General features: G+C 74.0%; 15 protein-coding genes and 1 tRNA gene. 9 read left to right on the top strand and 7 right to left on the bottom strand.

All coding sequences use genetic code 11. The features are described 5' to 3' along the window. Window positions 1-55 precede the first annotated feature (55 nt). The 3 genes from ACZ5FU_RS14205 to ACZ5FU_RS14215 all read left to right on the top strand — a co-directional run bounded on the left by ACZ5FU_RS14205 (window position 56) and on the right by ACZ5FU_RS14215 (window position 3,294). Complete coding sequence (locus ACZ5FU_RS14205) at window positions 56-1,000, top strand: ROK family protein (protein ID WP_451526119.1); 945 nt, start codon at window positions 56-58, stop codon at window positions 998-1,000. Beyond that, entirely contained in the window at window positions 1,000-2,211 is a 1,212-nt protein-coding gene (nagA, locus tag ACZ5FU_RS14210) for an N-acetylglucosamine-6-phosphate deacetylase (protein WP_451526120.1), read from the top strand. Before ACZ5FU_RS14205 ends, nagA begins: the two co-directional genes overlap by 1 nt. Before the next feature lie 138 nt (window positions 2,212-2,349). After that, window positions 2,350-3,294: a 1-phosphofructokinase family hexose kinase gene (locus ACZ5FU_RS14215; protein ID WP_451777927.1), complete on the top strand. Its 945-nt coding sequence runs from the start codon at window positions 2,350-2,352 to the stop codon at window positions 3,292-3,294. 7 nt (window positions 3,295-3,301) lie between these two features. On the opposite strand, the gene ACZ5FU_RS14220 is transcribed toward ACZ5FU_RS14215, so the two are convergent. Then, entirely contained in the window at window positions 3,302-4,237 is a 936-nt protein-coding gene (locus ACZ5FU_RS14220; RefSeq protein WP_451777924.1) for a carbohydrate-binding protein, read from the bottom strand. Window positions 4,238-4,390: 153 nt separating this feature from the next. Beyond that, window positions 4,391-6,097: a diguanylate cyclase CdgB gene (gene cdgB, locus ACZ5FU_RS14225; protein WP_451526123.1), complete on the bottom strand. Its 1,707-nt coding sequence runs from the start codon at window positions 6,095-6,097 to the stop codon at window positions 4,391-4,393. Between the two features lie 415 nt (window positions 6,098-6,512). On the opposite strand from cdgB, the gene ACZ5FU_RS14230 reads away from it, so the two are divergent. Further along, entirely contained in the window at window positions 6,513-7,031 is a 519-nt protein-coding gene (locus ACZ5FU_RS14230; RefSeq protein WP_468644653.1) for a flavin reductase family protein, read from the top strand. A 48-nt stretch (window positions 7,032-7,079) separates the two neighbouring features. Continuing rightward, window positions 7,080-7,571: a GNAT family N-acetyltransferase gene (locus ACZ5FU_RS14235; RefSeq protein WP_451526125.1), complete on the top strand. Its 492-nt coding sequence runs from the start codon at window positions 7,080-7,082 to the stop codon at window positions 7,569-7,571. Between the two features lie 46 nt (window positions 7,572-7,617). Here the strand turns inward: ACZ5FU_RS14235 and arfB are convergent, their stop codons facing one another. Beyond that, window positions 7,618-8,055 (bottom strand): alternative ribosome rescue aminoacyl-tRNA hydrolase ArfB, encoded by a 438-nt coding sequence (gene arfB / locus ACZ5FU_RS14240; protein ID WP_451526126.1) that lies wholly within the window; start codon window positions 8,053-8,055, stop codon window positions 7,618-7,620. 147 nt (window positions 8,056-8,202) lie between these two features. Between arfB and ACZ5FU_RS14245 the strand changes: the two genes are divergently transcribed. Both ACZ5FU_RS14245 and ACZ5FU_RS14250 read left to right on the top strand, forming a co-directional pair. After that, window positions 8,203-8,778, top strand: coding sequence for a TerD family protein (locus tag ACZ5FU_RS14245; RefSeq protein ID WP_190151863.1), 576 nt, complete (start codon window positions 8,203-8,205; stop codon window positions 8,776-8,778). Between the two features lie 76 nt (window positions 8,779-8,854). After that, complete coding sequence (locus ACZ5FU_RS14250; protein WP_451526127.1) at window positions 8,855-9,814, top strand: bifunctional GNAT family N-acetyltransferase/NUDIX hydrolase; 960 nt, start codon at window positions 8,855-8,857, stop codon at window positions 9,812-9,814. A gap of 49 nt (window positions 9,815-9,863) precedes the next feature. Here the strand turns inward: ACZ5FU_RS14250 and ACZ5FU_RS14255 are convergent, their stop codons facing one another. After that, complete coding sequence (locus ACZ5FU_RS14255) at window positions 9,864-11,276, bottom strand: M1 family metallopeptidase (protein ID WP_451526128.1); 1,413 nt, start codon at window positions 11,274-11,276, stop codon at window positions 9,864-9,866. Between the two features lie 167 nt (window positions 11,277-11,443). On the opposite strand from ACZ5FU_RS14255, the gene ACZ5FU_RS14260 reads away from it, so the two are divergent. Further along, entirely contained in the window at window positions 11,444-11,944 is a 501-nt protein-coding gene (locus ACZ5FU_RS14260; protein WP_451526129.1) for a hypothetical protein, read from the top strand. 82 nt (window positions 11,945-12,026) lie between these two features. Here the strand turns inward: ACZ5FU_RS14260 and ACZ5FU_RS14265 are convergent, their stop codons facing one another. Then, on the bottom strand, window positions 12,027-12,668 hold the full coding sequence (locus ACZ5FU_RS14265; RefSeq protein ID WP_451526130.1) for a hypothetical protein: 642 nt from the start codon (window positions 12,666-12,668) through the stop codon (window positions 12,027-12,029). Between the two features lie 5 nt (window positions 12,669-12,673). Then, window positions 12,674-13,390, bottom strand: a complete 717-nt coding sequence (locus ACZ5FU_RS14270) for a pentapeptide repeat-containing protein (RefSeq protein ID WP_451526131.1) — start codon at window positions 13,388-13,390, stop codon at window positions 12,674-12,676. Window positions 13,391-13,590: 200 nt separating this feature from the next. Between ACZ5FU_RS14270 and ACZ5FU_RS14275 the strand changes: the two genes are divergently transcribed. After that, window positions 13,591-14,562: a zinc-binding dehydrogenase gene (locus ACZ5FU_RS14275; RefSeq protein ID WP_469045378.1), complete on the top strand. Its 972-nt coding sequence runs from the start codon at window positions 13,591-13,593 to the stop codon at window positions 14,560-14,562. A 263-nt stretch (window positions 14,563-14,825) separates the two neighbouring features. On the opposite strand, the gene ACZ5FU_RS14280 is transcribed toward ACZ5FU_RS14275, so the two are convergent. After that, a tRNA-Thr gene (locus ACZ5FU_RS14280) sits at window positions 14,826-14,901 on the bottom strand. Window positions 14,902-14,942 lie beyond the last annotated feature (41 nt).

Raw genomic sequence — 14,942 nt, forward strand, 5'->3', positions numbered from 1 at the left:
CTACACCACGCAAGTGGACTAGACCTCTTGAGGGTCCTCGGGCCACACTGTCCCCGTGAGACATGTCATCGCCCTCGATGTGGGCGGCACCGGGATGAAAGCCGCCCTCGTCGGAGCGGACGGTGCGCTGCTGCACCGGGCCCGCCGGGCCACGGGCCGCGAGCGCGGTCCCGAGGAGGTCGTCGCCGGCGTCCTCGACTTCGCCGCCGAGCTGCACGCGTACGGCGCCGAGCACCTCGGCGCGAGCGCGGCCGCGGCCGGAGTCGCCGTCCCCGGCATCGTCGACGAGGCGAACGGCGTCGCCGTCTACGCCGCCAACCTCGGCTGGCGCGACGTGGAGCTGCGCCGGCTCCTCACCGAGCGGCTCGGCGGCATCCCGGTGGCCCTCGGCCACGACGTCCGCACCGGAGGACTCGCGGAGGGACGCATCGGCGCGGGCCGGGGCGCCGACCCCTACCTCTTCGTGGCCCTGGGCACGGGCATCGCGGGCGCCATCGGCACGGCCGGCCGGGTGGAGGCGGGCGCGCACGGCTCCGCGGGCGAGATCGGCCACATCGTCGTACGCCCCGGCGGTACGCCCTGCCCCTGCGGGCAGCGCGGCTGTCTGGAGCGGTTCGCCTCGGCGGCGGCAGTCGGCGAGGCGTGGGCGGCGGCCTGCGGGAACCCGCGGGCGGACGCCGCGGACTGCGCGAAGGCCGTCACGTCCGGGAACCCGGACGCCGTCCGGATCTGGCGGCGGGCGGTCGACGCGCTCGCCGACGGCCTGGTCACCGCCCTCACCCTGCTGGACCCGCGCACCCTCGTCGTCGGTGGCGGCCTCGCCGAGGCGGGGGAAACCTTGTTCACACCGCTGCGGAACGCCGTCCGCGAGCGGATCACCTTCCAGAAGCTCCCGGACATCGTCCCGGCGGCGCTGGGCGACACCGCCGGATGTCTGGGGGCGGGGCTCCTGGCCTGGGATCTCCTCACCACGACCGACGGCATGGAGGTAACACCCTGATGGCCACCCCTGCAGGGACGCGGGACGCCACCGCGCACGGTTCCGCCGCACGGGCGCGGGACGCCGCCGCGCGGCCGCGGGTACTGACCGGAGCGCGGGTGGTCCTGCCCACGGGCACGGTCGCCGACGGCCGCGTCACGATCGACGGCACCCGCATCGCCCCCGAAGCCCCGCCGGGAACCGCCCGCGCCGTCGACGTGACGGGCCACTGGCTGGTCCCCGGCTTCGTCGACCTGCACAACCACGGCGGCGGCGGGGCCTCCTTCTCCGGCACCGCCGACGAGGTGCAGCGGGCGATCCGCACCCACCGCCGCCACGGCACCACCACCCTCGTCGCCTCCACCGTCACCGACGACATGGACGTCCTGGTCCGCCAGGCCGGCCTGCTCGGCGAGCTGGCCGAGCAGGGCGACCTGGCCGGCATCCACTTCGAGGGCCCGTTCATCTCGCCGTGCCGCAAGGGCGCGCACTCCGAGGGCCTGCTGCGCGACCCGGACCCGGCCCAGGTGCGCAAGCTCCTCGACGCGGCGCGCGGCAGGGCCGCGATGGTCACCCTGGCGACCGAACTGCCGGGCGGCATCGACTCCGTACGGCTGCTGGCCGAGCACGGGGTGATCGCGGCCGTCGGCCACACGGACGCCACCTACGAGCAGACGGTCGCGGCGATCGAGGCGGGCGCGACGGTCGCCACCCACCTCTTCAACGCGATGCCGCCGCTCGGGCACCGCGCGCCGGGCCCGATCGCCGCGCTGCTGGAGGACGAGCGGGTCACGGTCGAGCTGATCAACGACGGCGTCCACCTGCATCCGGCGGCACTGGAGCTGGCGTTCCACCGGGCGGGCGCGGGGCGGGTGGCGTTCATCACGGACGCGATGGACGCGGCCGGCGCCGGCGACGGCCGGTACCTGCTCGGCCCGCTGGAGGTCGAGGTCAGCGAGGGCGTGGCCCGGCTGGTGGAGGGCGGTGCGATCGCCGGCTCCACGCTGACCCTGGACCGCGCGTTCAAGCGGGCGGTGACGGTGGACCGGCTGCCGGTGGAGGACGTGGTCGCGGCCCTGTCCGCCAACCCGGCCCGGCTGCTGGGCATGGACGACCGGGTGGGCTCCCTGGAGCCGGGCAAGGACGCCGACCTGGTCCTGCTGGACGAGAACTTCGACCTCAAGGGCGTGATGCGGCAGGGGGTTTGGGTGGTGGATCCCGGGCTGGGCTGAAATATCCGCCCGCACAGGGGCGACGGCCGACCCGGGGACTGGGCCGACCGCCGTCCCTTTGGCATGATCAGGCCGTCCGGAAGGGCGCATTCAAGCAAACGGCGGCCGAACGCCGTCGATCGGGGGAGGTCGGGCCAGGTGATACTCACGGTCACGCCGAACACCGCTCTGGACGTCACCTACCGCGTCCCGACACTGCGGCCGCACGGCACGCACCGGGTGACCGAGGTGGCGGAACGTTCCGGCGGCAAGGGGCTGAACGTGGCCCGCGTGCTGGCCGCCCTCGGGCACGAGGTGACGGTCACCGGCTTCGCGGGCGGCCCCACCGGCCGCGTCGTACGGGAGCGGCTCACGGGCGTGACCGACGCGCTCGTCCCGTGCGCCGCCCCGACCCGGCGCACGCTCACCGTGACCGACGCGCGCACCGGGGAGACCACGCGGTTCGACGAACCGGGCCCGGTCGTCACCCCCGCCGAGTGGTCCGCCTTCCAGCAGACGTACGAGCGGCTGCTGGCCGGCGCCGACGCGGTGGCCCTGTGCGGCAGCCTGCCGCCGGGGGTGCCGGTGGGCGCGTACGCGGGCCTGGTGCGCACCGCGCGGGCCGCGGGCGTGCCCGTGCTGCTGGACACCGGCGGCGAGGCGCTGCGCCGCGCGGTGGCGGCCCGTCCCGACCTGATCAAGCCGAACGCCGGGGAACTGGCCGAACTGACCGGCTCCCACGAGCCGCTGCGCGCGACGCAGGACGCCCGCCGGCGCGGTGCCCGTTCGGTGGTGGCGTCCCTGGGTGCGCAGGGCCTGGTCGCGGCGACCCCGGAGGGCCGCTGGCGGGCCGTCCCGCCGCCCCGGCCACGCGGCAACCCGACGGGCCGGTTGCCCGGCGCCCCGACGGGCGCCGACGAAGCGGTCTCCGCGAGCCTGCTCTCCGGCCTGGCCGAGCGCCTCCCCTGGCCCGAGACCCTGGCCCGCGCGCTCGCCCTGTCCGCGGCGACCGCCCTGTCCCCGACGGCCGGCGAGTTCGACCGGGCGGCCTACGAGGACCTGCTGGGCCGGGTCGCGGTGACCGGGGAGGCCACCGCGGCCTGACCCGGGGTCACTTCTTGACCTGGCCCTTCTTCAGCCAGAACTGGTCCAGGAGCACGTTGCACTTGTCGCCGGCCTCGCAGGACAGGCTGATCGTGTTGGTGCCCTTGGTGAGGTTGGGCCAGGCGTAGGTGGTGGTCCAGCCCTTCGCGAAGTCGCCGTCGGCGGCCTTCGCGTAGTTCTTCATGCTCAGCGGCTGGCCGAACTTCTTGCCGTTGACCGTGAGGGTCATCGACTGGTCCTCGCCGGCGGTGCTGTAGTGCGCGAAGATCGTGTACGCGCCGTCCTCGGGGATGCCGTCGACGCTCCAGGTGACGGAGTTGCCGGCCTGGTTCAGGGAGACGTAGATGCCCCCGTCCGCCTCGGCGCCCTCGACGTCGGAGGCCAGGGCGGCCGCGCCGCCGAGGCGCAGGGCCTTGGCGTCGATCGTCGGCAGCTCGGCCTCCTCCTCCGACTCGTCGCCGCCTGACGCGCTCGGCGAGGCGCTGTCGGAGACGGTGGGGGCGGGGGAGACCTCGCCGCCGGCCTGCTTGTCGTCGTCGGAGTCGCCGCCCGTCATCGCCACCGCGATGCCGACGACGACGGCCGCGACCACCGCGACCGCGCCGATCAGCAGGCCCTTGGTGTTGGGGCCGCGGCCCCGGCCGCCACCGCCGAGCCCCTGCTCCCGGTGACCGGTGGGCGTGCCGGCGCCGCCGGAGAAGCTCTCGGGCCCGGCGGGCCGGCCGTAGGCACCCTGCTGGGGCGGCACCGCCGGCTGCCCGTACTGCGCGGTCTGCTGCTGGCCGTACTGGCGCTCGCCGACCGCGCGCACGCGGTTGACCGACGGGTATCCGTAGCCACCGCCGGACGGAGGCTGGGCTCCGTTGGCCTGGCCGTCGGCGTAGAGGTAGCCGAACGGGTCGTCGTCCTCGGGCGTACTCGCGCCGTTGTTGCCGGGCGTCATCCCTTCGTACTCCTCAACAGGTGCGGGGCGGATGCGGTCCGCGTATCCCTACGCGTCCATACGTGCGGAGAAGAGCGAGCCTACCCGCTCCCGACCCGCCGAACGGGTGACCCGGATCGCATCGTTGCGGGCGGCCGGGCGCCGACCTGCGGATCAGCCCGCCCGTCTGTGCTGTTTGGGACGAGATCGTTTCTCTACGTACATCCGCTCGTCGGCGGACTTCAACACCTCGTCCGCGGTCATCCCGCAGTGCGCCCAGCCGATGCCGAAGCTGGCGCCCACCCGGACGGCCCGCCCCTCGGCGCGGATCGGCTGGATGATCTCGTTGCGCAGGCGCACCGCGAGGTCCTGGGCGTCGGCGCGGCCGAGGCCGTCGGCGAGGATCACGAACTCGTCGCCGCCGAGCCGGGCGACGGTGTCGCCGTCGCGGACGCCTCGGGACAGTCTGCGGGCGACCTCGATGAGGACCGCGTCACCGGCGTTGTGCCCGAACCGGTCGTTGATCGACTTGAAGCCGTCGAGGTCGCAGAAGAGGACCGCGAGCCCCTTGGCGCCGTCGTCGCGGACGCCGTCCTCGGGGGCGACGGTGTGCACGTGGTGGTCGTAGGCGCCGAACCGCTCCGCGCCGTCGAACCGCTCCGCGCCGTCGGTCCGGAAGTCGAAGCCGTGGTCGCCGGTGTCGAAGCCGTGGTCGCCGGTGTCGAAGGCGGGGTGCCCCTGGGCGTCCATCGCGTCGGCGGCGGCGGGGTGGGCGGACTGCGGGCGCCGGCAGAGCCGGGAGGCCAGGCGCGAGCGCAGCTCGGCGGAGTTCGGCAGGCCGGTGAGGGAGTCGTGGGAGGCGCGGTGGGCGAGCTGGAGCTCGCGGCGCTTGCGGTCCTCTATGTCCTCGACGTGGGTGAGGAGGAAGCGGGGGCCGTCGGCGGCGTCGGCGACGACGGAGTTGCGCAGCGACACCCAGACGTACGTCCCGTCGCGGCGGCCGAGGCGCAGTTCGGCGCGGCCGCCCTCGGCGGAGGTCCGCAGCAGGGTGCCGATGTCCTCGGGGTGGACGAGGTCGGAGAAGGAGTAGCGGCGCATCGCGGAGGCAGGGCGGCCCAGCAGGCGGCACAGGGCGTCGTTGGTGCGCAGGATCCGGCCGTGCTGGTCGCCGCCCATCTCGGCGATGGCCATGCCGGAGGGGGCGTACTCGAAGGCCTGGCGGAAGCTCTCCTCGCTGGCGCGCAGGGCCTGCTGTTCGCGTTCGAGACGGACCAGGGCGCGCTGCATGTTGGAGCGCAGGCGGGCGTTGCTGATGGCGATGGCGGCCTGGAAGGCGTACATCTGCAGGGCCTCGCGGCCCCAGGCGCCGGGCCGCCGGCCGTTGCGGGGGCGGTCCACGGACAGGACGCCGATGAGTTCGCCGCAGGCGCCGTTGCCGCCGGGGGCGGCGGGCGTGTACATGGGGGCGAACAGGCGGTCGGAGGGGTGCCACTCGTCCTCGAAGCGGGGCGCGGGCCCGTCCGTGTACCACTGCGGGACGTCGTCGTCGTCGAGGACCCAGCCCTCGGTGTGGGGTATGAAGACCAGGTCGCCCCAGGTCTCGCCCATGTTCAGCCGTCGCTCCCAGGAGTCGCGGGAGCCGACCCGGCCGGTGATGAGGGACTCGGCGGCGGGGTCGCCGGAGAGGGCGGCGACGACGAGGTCGCCGTCGGGACGCACGAGGTTGACACAGGCGATCTCGTACCCGAGGGCGGTCACGACGCCGTTGGCGACCGTCTGCAGCGTGTCGGCCAGGCTGCGGGCCGTGTTCATGTCGGCCATGACCTGGTGCAGCTGCCGCAGGGACCCAAGACGGACGTAGGGCTCCGACTCGGCCTCCATGCTCGCCCTCCCCCCGAGACTTCGCAGCGAATCAAGGGTTGCCTTCGGCGTAACGTCGTTTCTGTCGTTGCGCAGTCGCCGTGTCCGTACCCGTGACGCCTCCGCCACTGAATCACAGCGCGCTGCCCACTCGGTACACAGGGTCAACAATTCCCGCTTCCTGTGACTCAAGTCACAGAAAAACCTGAGCAATTCAGAAGGGTTTCCGTGTTTTTCCCTGTGCGTTTACTGAGTGTGCGACTCCCCTCCCGGAGAGCGTACGGGAATCGGTCCGGGGACCTACGACCGTACTCGGGCGAAGGTCCGATGCGGACCGGCCGGACCGGGGACTAGCGTGCGGAGCGTGCCTGCCGATCTGCTCAAGACCCCGTCCGCCCCACCCGCCCCCGCCGCCCCCTTTGGGCATGCTGTGGGGGTGAGCGACGAAGAGTTCCGTGCCGCCATGTCCCGGCTGGCCGGCGGAGTGGTCCTGGTGACCGCGCAGGAGCCCCCGCTGGACCCGGACGACCCCGGGGCGCCGGAGGGCGAGAACGCGGGGATGACGGCCACGGCGTTCCTGTCCGTCTCCCTGGAGCCGCCCCTGGTGCTGGTCAGCCTGCGCACCGGCTCCCGGATGGACGACCTGATCGACGAGCAGCCCCTGTGGGCGGTGTCGGTGCTGTCGGAGGGCCAGCGGCACATCGCCGGACGCTTCGCGATGAAGGGCCGGCTCAGCGACCGGCTCCTCTTCGAGGACCTCGCGTACACCCGCGGCGAGGCCACCGGCGCACCCCTGCTGGGCGGCGCGCTGGCCACCCTGGAGTGCCGGACCGAGCAGCGGGTGGCGGCCGGGGACCACACGCTGGTGATCGGCCGGGTGCTGCACGCGCGCGTGCCGGGCTCGGAGGGCGGACCGCTGCTCTATTTCCAGGGCCGTTACCGTCGGCTGGGCTGAACGGCAATTCAGTGGCCGGGAGCGGAACTCCCTTCCTACGCTTGCCCCATGACCACCCCTCCGATGACTTCAGCGCTCCGTCTCGAAGAAATAACCGCCGCAAATCTGGAAGCCGCTCTCGCTATTCGGGTCCTCCCCGAGCAGGAATTCGCGGTCTCTCCGGTGGTGAAGTCCCTCGCGGAGGCGTACGTGCATCCCGGGGTCGCCTGGCCGCGCCTCGTGGTCGACGGCGAGCGGCCCGTCGGCTTCCTGATGGCCTTCTTCGACATCGACTGGCGCGGGGACGGCAGCCTGATCCGCTCCGGCCTGTGGCGGCTGAACATCGGGGCGGGCGAGCAGGGCCGCGGCTACGGCCGGTTCGCCGTCGAGTCCGTCGCCCGGCGGATCCGCGACCGCGGCGGCAAGGAGCTGTACGTCACCTGGCATCCCGGCGACCACGGCCCCGAGGGCTTCTACCTCGGCCTGGGCTTCCGCGACACGGGGGAGCGCAGCGAGGGCGAGACGGTGGGGGTGCTGGCGCTGGACCGGGCAGGAGGCTGACGGCGGACGGCCCGGCGGCGGTCACGGCCGTCCGGCGGCGCGGCCCTCACCCCCAGTCCCGGCCCGTCCTGCCGCGCTTGGTCTCCGAGCGCTGCTTCTTCTGCCGCAGCCGGCGTTCGTTGATCCCGCGCGGGACGCGGGTGGGACGGCGCTGCCGGGGCGGCGGAGCCGTGGCCTCGGCGAGCAGGGAGGCCAGGCGCACGGCGGCGGCCTCGCGGTTGCGCCACTGCGAACGGTGCTCGGAGGCACGGACGCTGACGACGCCGTCGACGAGGCGGCCGGCGAGCCGCTCCAGCGCGCGCGTCTTCCACACCTCGGGCAGCGCCTCGGTGCGCGCCAGGTCGAAGCGCAGCTCCACCTGCGTGTCGCTGGTGTTGACATGCTGCCCGCCGGGTCCCGAGGACCGCGAGAAACGCCACACCAGCTCGGCCTCGGGGAGGCAGACGGAGCCTCTGATGACATGGGGACCGGACATGCCGTACATGTTCCCCCGCCTGACCCGTCCACGTCACGCGAATTAGGGTTTGGCAAAGAAAGTAAAGACACGGGGAACCTTGGCGCCCCCTCGCGGCGTTCATAGGGGTAGCTGTAGCTTCGTGCCCGTTGTACTACGAGGGAAGGACTCCCAACAATGGCTGTAAGCCTGTCCAAGGGTGGCAACGTCTCGCTCACCAAGGAGGCTCCGGGCCTGACCGCCGTCACCGTGGGCCTCGGCTGGGACGTCCGCACCACCACCGGCACGGACTTCGACCTCGACGCCTCGGCGATCGCGGTCAACACACAGGGCAAGGTCTACTCCGACGCCCACTTCGTCTTCTTCAACAACAAGCAGACGCCGGACCAGACCATCGTCCACACCGGTGACAACCGCACCGGCGAGGGCGCGGGCGACGACGAGGCGATCAACGTCAACCTCGCGGGTCTCCCCGCCGACATCGACAAGATCGTCTTCCCGGTCTCCATCTACGACGCGGAGAACCGCTCGCAGAACTTCGGCCAGGTCCGCAACGCCTACATCCGCATCGTCAACCAGGCCGGCGGCGCCGAGATCACCCGCTACGACCTGTCGGAGGACGCGGCCACCGAGACGGCCATGGTCTTCGGCGAGCTGTACCGCAACGGCGCCGAGTGGAAGTTCCGCGCCGTCGGCCAGGGCTACGCCTCCGGCCTGGTGGGCATCGCCCAGGACTTCGGCGTCAACGTCTGACGGACGCGACGTCCCGTGGGAGCCCCCGGCCACACCGGCCGGGGGCTCCGCCGTTCCCGGAAGGCAGGTCGCCCGCATGATCCTCGAGCCGCTCCCCCTCACCCCCGACCACGACATCCCGGCGCCCCTGCTCACCGAACTCACCGCGCTCCACGCCGGTGACCAGGAGTTCCGGGCACTCGGCGGAGACTTCCCCGACCCCGGCGACATCCGGCCCGAACAGGTGGCCGGGGTGCTGGCCGACGCGATGGCCGAACCGGGGGTGGAGGTGCTGCTCGCGCGCGGGGCGGGGCAGCTCGTCGGGGTGGCCGTCACCCTGGCGCACCGTCCCGACCCGGACGACCCGGACCCCTGGATCGGGCTGCTGCTGGTCGACACGGCCGTGCGGAGGCAGGGGTACGGGCGGCGGATCGCCGAGGCCCTGGAAGCGCGGTTCCGGGCGGCGGGCCGCGACGCCGTACGCCTCGCCGTCCCGGACGCCGATCCCCGGGGGCTCGCCTTCTGGACGGCTCTCGGCTACGAGGTGCTCGGGCACCGGCCCGACCCGCGGCTCGGCCGCCCCTGCGCCGTCCTGCGCAAGAGCCTGCGCACGCCGCGCCGCGCCGCCCGCGTCGCCGTCGTGGACCCGGCCGGCGCGGTCCTCCTCCTCCGGTACGACAACGTCGAGGTCGGCGTGCACTGGGCACTGCCCGGCGGCGGGCTGGAGGCGGGCGAGTCCCCGCGCGAGGGGGCCCTGCGCGAACTCGCCGAGGAGACGGGGTGGACGGACCTGGAGCCGGGCGACCTGCTGCACACCTGGGAACACGACTTCACCCACTCGGGCGTCCCCGTCCACCAGCACGAGCACATCTACGTCACCCCCGGCCCGCACCGGGCACCCGCCGGCCCCGGCCTGGCCGCCGCGCACGCCGCCGACGGCATCCTCACCTGGCGCTGGTGGACCCGTGAGGAGCTGGCCGCGGAGGCCGAACCGGTGTGGCCGGAGGGCCTCGCCGGGCTGCTCGACGCGTGGGAGGCCGCGCGCGACGGCCGGTGACGGTGGAGGGCGGCCGGGTGACGGCGAGACGGCTGCCGCCGACGGCGGGTCAGGGGTGTTCCGGCTTGTCCCTCCCGTACAGCCAGTCGCGCCAGAGCGGCCCGAAGTCCTGGTCCGGGACCTGCTCCTGCACGTACGCCGTGAAGTCGCCGGTGTCCGCGTTGCCGTGACGGTGGGCAGCGGTCCAGCCCTGGAGGAGGTCGTAGAAGACGTCGTCGCCGACGGTCTGCCGGATCTTGTGGACGACCATCGCACCGCGCTGGTAGACGGGGTCGGCGGAGATCTCCGCGGCGCCGGCGGGCCGGGCGGGCGGGAAGTCCCAGAGGTCCTCGTAGGTGTCCTCGCCGTGCGCGTACAGCTCGGTGAAGGTCTCCTCGGCGGTGGGGCCGCCCTCGTCCTCCGTCCACAACCACTCGGCGTAGGTCGCGAAGCCCTCGTTGAGCCACATGTCCCGCCAGGACCTGGGGGTGACGGAGTTGCCGAACCACTGGTGGGCGAGTTCGTGGACGAGGAGTTCGATCCCGGGGGCGCCCGGGAAGACGGGGCGGTTCTGCGTCTCGAGGGCGTACGCGGAGTCCCGCGGGCGCTCGACGATCGCGCCGGTGGAGGAGAAGGGGTACGGGCCGAAGTTGTACGCCGCCCACTCCACGACCTCGGGCAGCCGGGCCAGCACGGCACGGCTCGCGGCGGCCTGGGTGGGGTCGACGGCGACGTACACCGGCAGGCCGTCGCCGGTGCGGGACCGGGTGACGGCGTACCGGCCGATCGCGAGCGTGACGACGTGGCTCGCCACGGGTTCGGCGGCGCGCCAGGTGAACGTCGTACGGCCGGCGGTGGTCCGTTCGCCGCGCAGCTCCCCGTTGGACACGGCCGTCAGGCCCTGCGGCACGGTGACGGCGATGTCGTAGGAGGCCTTGTCGCGGGGGTGGTGGCTGCCGGGGAACCAGGCCATGGAGCCGGTCGGTTCGCCGAGCGCCAGCGCCCCGTCGGCGGTCCTGAGCCAGCCCTCCTTCGAGCCGTCCGGATCGGTGATCGTCCCGGGGCGGCCGGAATAGCGCACGGTGACCTCGAAGGTCTCGCCCTTGCCGAGGCGGTCCTCGGGGCGGACGGTCAGCTCCTGCCCGTCCCGGTCGAAGGACGCCTCCCGGCCCCCGACGGTGACCTTCTCGACCGTCATGCCCGTCAGGTCGAGGTCGAAGGCGGACAGGGGCTCGGTGGCGCGGGCGGTGAGGCGGGCGGTTCCCGACAGGCGGTGACCGGCGGGGTCGTAGGCGAGGTCGAGGCCGTAGTGGCGGACGTCGTAGCCGCCGTTGCCCGCCTTCGGGAAGTACGGGTCGCCGACACCCTCGTCACCGGCGTCGTCCGGCCCGCTCCCGCCGCACCCGGAGAGGGCCAGGGGCAGGGCGAGAGCCCAGACCGCGGCCACGGCGACGGTCCTGACGAGGCGCGCGGATCGGGGCATGGGAGCGATCCTAGGCGGGTGCGGATCAGGACATGTCAGGGATCGCGGAACCGCGCCGACCGGGAGACGCACCAGGAAACGTGACAGGGGAGGCGCCGACAGACGCCCCGGTGGACGCCGGGACATCGAGGAGCCCGGCCCCGCGGACCCGTGACACCATCACCTACGTGCTCGACATCGGCTACGCCCTCTCCAACCGCTTCCCCGACCCCCCGCAGACCGACTACCGCCGCGCGGACGTCCACGCGCTGCGGCACGACCTGTTCTGCGGGGACGTCTACCTGGCCGACACCAAGGCGGACCGGGAGATCTCCACAGCCTGGGGATGGGTGCCGGTGCTCGACTTCGCGTGGGCGCTGTGCGACATCGTGGAGCGGATCGACCGGGACCCCCGGGGCTCCCGCGCCTCCCGCCCCCAGCACGCGGAGCTGGACTTCACCGAGTCCACCGACCGCATGCTCTTCGAGCGCCGTTTCGGCTGGGTCGACATCGAGGCCGACTGGATGCCGGCCGAGGAGCCCCCGCTGACCTTCTCCCACGCCGAACTGCGCCGCGAGGCACGCGACTTCCTGCACGACCTGATCGCGGACCTGGTCGACCTCCACGACGACCTGGACGAGAACCCGGCGATCTGGACCCTCCAGGCCCGCTTCCCCCGCCTGGGCTGAGCGGTGCCGACGCCGGCCCGGCCGGCCCTCACGCCGACCCGCCTTGCTCCGGCGGGCCCGCCTCACCCCCGTCGGCCCCGCCTCACCCGGCCGGCGCCGGCCGCACCGCCCCGCCGAGCGTCACCAGGTCCCCCGCCACCGTGCCGCGCGGCAGGCCACCCCTGGCCAGGTACCTGAACCCCGTGGTCAAGCGACTCGCGTCGAGCCGCAGGCAGGCCATCACGTCGTGGTGCTGCGCTTCGGCGAAGACGTACCGCCCGTCGTCCCCGTCGTCGGGGTCCAGCGGCACGCCGCGCAGCGCGGACTCCGGTGCCGCGCGGTCCACGGGGCCCGCGGCCGGCGGCGGGAAGGCGTCCGGGTCGACGCCCTCCGGTGCCGGACACTCCCCGTCGTCCACGGGGGTCAGCGGGTTCCCGTCCTCGTCGGTCTCCGGCTCGTCGAAGTAGCCGGGACGGGAGTCGTACGCGAGCCGGAGCGCGCCGTCCTCGAAGACGAGCATCACCACGACGTCCGAGTCGAACACGTACGTCCCCACCACCGGCGCCGCGAGCAGCCTGCTCGCTCTTTCCGCGATCTCGTCGAACGAGGTTTCCGGGTCGGGACAGACCACGGTGTGCCCCGGACCCACCGGCAGCGCGTACCCCGACAGGCCCTCCCCCGCCGGCAACGGCACCGCCTCCTCGCACGGCCGTGCCACCAGCACGTTTCCGTAGGACGTCCCCATCCGTCTCAGTCCTCCACCCTGATCCCCAGCTCCGCCGCCAGCACCGGCGCCAGATCGAGCAGTTGACCCGTGCTGATCACCGCGCCGGACAGCCGGTCCAGGCCGCCCGCGATGCCCAGCTCCGTCGCCCCGCGCAGGTCGACGTCCCTCAGGGTCGCCGCCGTGAAGTCGGCCGCCTTCAGGGCGCAGTCCACGAACTCCACGCGTTCCAGGCGGGCGCCCGCGAAGTCCGGCTCGACCAGTACGCAGCCCTGGAAGACGACGTCCCGCAGCCGGGCCTGACGCAGGTTCAGGAAGTCGATCTTGCCGCCGCGGACCACCACCCGCTCCAGCACCGCACCGTGCGCCTGCGTCCCGCCCAGGCGGGCGTCGACCAGCTCGACGTCGCGCAGGGTCGCCTCGGCCAGGTCGGTGCCGACGCCGCGGACGCCGGTGAGGACCGAGTCGAGCAGCCGGGCGTGGCGCAGACGCGTCCCGTCCAGCACACAGGCCGACAGCGCGCAGTCCATGAAGCGGGCGCCCCCGCCGTCCTGCCCGGAGAGGTCCGACTCGCGGAACTCCAGCCCGTCGTGGTCCCCGTCGGGTTCCAACCGCGCGCCGTCGTACGGCTCGAGAGGCGGCAGCCGCAGCTCCGGCCGCCGCGCGGCCTTCACCGGGCCGCCCCCGCCCCTGCCCGCCGCCGCACCCGTCCTGCTTCCGCCGCCCGTACCCGTCCTCACCATGCCCCCATGCTGCACCCCGCCACCGACAGTCCCGCCGGCCGGCGGGAACGCCGTCGGTCCACCGCCCCGCCCGCCCCGGCCGGAACCGCCTTGACCTCAAGCGCGCTCGAGGTCGCAGAGTGGGCGCGCAGGGCCCCGCGCGACCGGGCGGGGCCGCACGGGACCGGCCCGGTCCACACGAGCGACTCCGGGGGAACCTCATGCACGCCGTCCGCCTGCACGCCTTCGGCCCGGCCGGGAACCTCGTCTTCGAGGAGGTCGAGGACCCCGTTCCCGCGCCGGGCCAGGTCCGCGTCGCCGTCGGGGCGGCCGGCGTGCACCTGCTGGACACCGCCCTGCGCGAGGGCCTCCGGGGCCCGCAGCCGCGGCCCACGGTGCTGCCGACCGTCCCCGGCCGGGAGGTGGCCGGGGTCGTCGAGTCCCTCGGCGAGGGGGTGGACGGCGCGTGGCTCGGCAGACGCGTCGTCGCCCACCTGGGCTTCGCTCCCGGCGGGTACGCCGAACTCGCCGTCACCGACGCCGGCCGCCTCCACGAGATCCCGGCGAACCTGGACGACGCCCAAGCGGTCGCGATGATCGGCACGGGCCGTACGGCGCTGGGAATCGTCCAGTTCGCCGAACCGGGCCCCGGCACGGTGGCCGTCGTCCCGGCCGCCGCGGGCGGCATCGGCACCCTGCTCGTGCAGTACGCGAAGAACGCGGGCGCCACGGTCGTCGGGCTCGCCGGCGGACCCGCGAAGACGGCCCTGGTCCGGGAGAACGGCGCCGACCTCGCCGTCGACTGCACCGACCCGTCCTGGCCGGAGGAGGTCCGCGCCTTCCTGGCCGGCCGGCCCGCCACCGTCGTCTTCGACGGCGTCGGCGGTGAGGTCGCCCGCGAGGCGGTGGCGCTGCTCGGCCCCGGCGGCAGGCACCTCGTCTTCGGCTGGTCGTCGGAGGGCCTCGGGGAGGGCAGGGGCCACTTCGTGGAGGGCGTCTCGCAGTCGGTCCTCGGCCCGGTGATGCTGGAGAGGGCGGGGGGTCTGCGCGCCCTGGAACGGCGCGCCCTCACCGAGGCCGCCGCGGGCCGCCTCGTCCCCGCCGTCCACCGCTTCCCCCTGCACGAGGCGGCCGCCGCCCACCGCGCCCTGGAGACCCGCCGGACGACCGGCAAGGTCGTCCTGGAGCCCTGACGCCGGCGCGCGGCGGCACCGAGTGGCTCACCGGGGCCGCCCGGCGGCGGTGCGCCGCGCGTCCACGCAGGCGTGCGCGTCGTGCCGCCCGGGTCCCGGTGACGATGAACGTGTACATGCACGTGAGTCACGACGACCGGCGGGAGGCCCTGAGCCGCCTGGACCGTCTGCTCGAACGGCGTCGCCGAGCGGGACCGCCGTCAAGAACCACCGTCGGCGCCCCCACGGTCCAAGATCGCGGGGGCGTCGTCCCTGGTCGGGCGTGGAGCCCCCTGTCGGATTCGAACCGACGACCTTCGCTTTACAAGAGCGGTGCTCTACCAACTGAGCTAAGGAGGCGTGCGCGTCGCGTGCGGTGGGCGCGCCCGAGCAGTGTACCC

This window comes from Streptomyces sp. NPDC031554, assembly GCF_055580685.1.